Here is a 2935-nt window from a genome sequence, read left to right as displayed (position 1 = left end):
TGCTGGGTAAATACCAGCCAGAACCTTGAAAACTGCATAGTAACGCGAGGCAGTTCAGTAATCTAGTGCTTTAGCAGCAGATAACTGAAATGAAAAAAAACCAATGTTAAGTGGTCAAGCTAATAAGGGCTAATGGTGGATACCTTGGCACACAGAGGCGAAGAAGGACGTGGTTACCGACGAAATGTTCCGGGGAGTTGGAAGCAAACGGTGAGCCGGAAATATCCGAATGGGGCAACCCTATGAACTACCTGTTGAATATATAGACAGGAAAGAGCCAACCTGGCGAATTGAAACATCTTAGTAGCCAGAGGAAAAGAAATCAACTAGAGATTCCCCTAGTAGTGGTGAGCGAAAGGGGAAAAGCCTAAACCAAGAGGTTTACCTTTTGGGGTCGTGGGACAGCAATAACGAATCTAGAGACTAGACGAAGCAGCTAAATACTGCACCAGAGGAGGTGAAAGTCCTGTAGTCGAAAGTTAAAGGATAGGAGCTGAATCCCGAGTAGCACGGAGCACGTGAAATTCCGTGTGAATCAGCGAGGACCATCTCGTAAGGCTAAATACTACTGTGTGACCGATAGCGAACAAGTACCGCGAGGGAAAGGTGAAAAGAACCCCGGAAGGGGAGTGAAACAGAACATGAAACCATTAGCTTACAAGCAGTGGGAGTCCGATTAAACGGATGACCGCGTGCCTGTTGAAGAATGAGCCGGCGACTTATAGGTACTGGTAGGTTAAAGCGAGAATGCTGGAGCCAAAGGGAAACCGAGTCTGAAGAGGGCGATAATCAGTATTTATAGACCCGAACCCTGGTGATCTAACCATGTCCAGGATGAAGCTTGGGTAACACCAAGTGGAGGTCCGAACCGACCGATGTTGAAAAATCGGCGGATGAGGTGTGGTTAGGGGTGAAATGCCAATCGAACCAGGAGCTAGCTGGTTCTCCCCGAAATGTGTTGAGGCGCAGCGGTAATGATTAAAGCTGGGGGGTAAAGCACTGTTTCGGTGCGGGCTGGGAGACCGGTACCAAATCGAGACAAACTCAGAATACCCAGTGAACACATTGCCAGTGAGACGGTGGGGGATAAGCTTCATCGTCAAGAGGGAAACAGCCCAGACCACCAGCTAAGGTCCCCAAATCATCACTAAGTGATAAAGGAGGTGGGATTGCACAGACAACTAGGAGGTTTGCCTAGAAGCAGCCACCCTTGAAAGAGTGCGTAATAGCTCACTAGTCAAGCGATCCTGCGCCGAAAATGAACGGGGCTAAGTGATGTACCGAAGCTGTGGGATTAATTAATTAATCGGTAGGGGAGCGTTCCGTCGTAGGTAGAAGCAGTAGCGGCGAGCAGCTGTGGACGAAACGGAAGTGAGAATGTCGGCTTGAGTAGCGCAAACATTGGTGAGAATCCAATGCCCCGAAACCCTAAGGGTTCCAGAGCCAGGTTCGTCCACTCTGGGTTAGTCGGGACCTAAGGCGAGGTCGAAAGGCGTAGTCGATGGACACAGGGTCAACAATCCCTGACTAACGTATGGGAGCATTGCTAGGGACGCATGAAAGATAACCATACCCTGATTGGTTTGGGAGACGGTTACGACCGTTGCGTGGTGAAGGATAGTGCCAAGAAAAGCTAGTAATGTGATGAACATATGTTACCCGTACCCGAAACCGACACAGGTAGGGAGGTTGAGAATACCAAGGGGCGCGAGATAACTCTCTCTAAGGAACTCGGCAAAATGGCCCCGTAACTTCGGAAGAAGGGGTGCCCACGAGAGTGGGTCGCAGTGAAGAGATCCAGGCGACTGTTTACCAAAAACACAGGTCTCCGCAAACTCGAAAGAGGACGTATGGGGGCTGACGCCTGCCCAGTGCCGGAAGGTTAAGGAAGTTGGTCAGTGGTAACATGAAGCTGACGACCGAAGCCCCGGTGAACGGCGGCCGTAACTATAACGGTCCTAAGGTAGCGAAATTCCTTGTCGGGTAAGTTCCGACCCGCACGAAAGGCGTAACGATCTGGATGGTGTCTCAGAGAGAGACTCGGCGAAATAGGAATGTCTGTGAAGATACGGACTGCCTGCACCTGGACAGAAAGACCCTATGAAGCTTTACTGTAGCCTGGAATTGTGTTCGGGCTTCGCTTGCGCAGGATAGGTGGGAAGCGATGAACTTCTCCTTGTGGGGAGAAGGGAGCTAACGGTGAGATACCACTCTGGCGAAGCTAGAATTCTAACTCATCTCCGTGAGCCGGAGAGAGGACAGTTTCAGGTGGGCAGTTTGACTGGGGCGGTCGCCTCCTAAAAGGTAACGGAGGCGCGCAAAGGTTCTCTCAGCACGCTTGGAAACCGTGCGACGAGTGTAAAGGCATTAAGAGAGCTTGACTGCAAGACCGACAAGTCGAGCAGGTACGAAAGTAGGCCTTAGTGATCCGACGGCGCAGCATGGAATGGCCGTCGCTCAACGGATAAAAGTTACTCTAGGGATAACAGGCTGATCTCCCCCAAGAGTCCACATCGACGGGGAGGTTTGGCACCTCGATGTCGGCTCATCGCAACCTGGGGCGGAAGTACGTCCCAAGGGTTGGGCTGTTCGCCCATTAAAGCGGTACGTGAGCTGGGTTCAGAACGTCGTGAGACAGTTCGGTCCATATCCGGTGCAGGCGCAAGAACATTGAGAGGAGTCCTCCTTAGTACGAGAGGACCGGGAGGAACGAACCGCTGGTGTACCAGTTATCGTACCAACGGTAGACGCTGGGTAGCCAAGTTCGGAGCGGATAACCGCTGAAAGCATCTAAGTGGGAAGCCCACCTCAAGATGAGTGTTCTCACCACTTTAAGTGGGTAAGGTCACGGGCAGAACACCCGTTTATAGGCTCTATGTGGAAGTACAGTAATGTATGTAGCAGAGGGGTACTAATAGACCGAGGGCTTGACCTC

Annotated in this window: 1 rRNA gene; it reads left to right on the top strand. The window is 51.4% G+C overall.

Annotated elements, in window-relative coordinates:
• The first annotated feature begins 112 nt into the window (after positions 1-112).
• Positions 113-2935 (top strand): 23S ribosomal RNA (locus H6F47_RS27210).

It is taken from the genome of Sphaerospermopsis sp. FACHB-1094 (genome assembly GCF_014696195.1).
Classification (GTDB): domain Bacteria; phylum Cyanobacteriota; class Cyanobacteriia; order Cyanobacteriales; family Nostocaceae; genus Sphaerospermopsis; species Sphaerospermopsis kisseleviana.
This window is presented reverse-complemented; position numbering and strand designations above follow the sequence as displayed.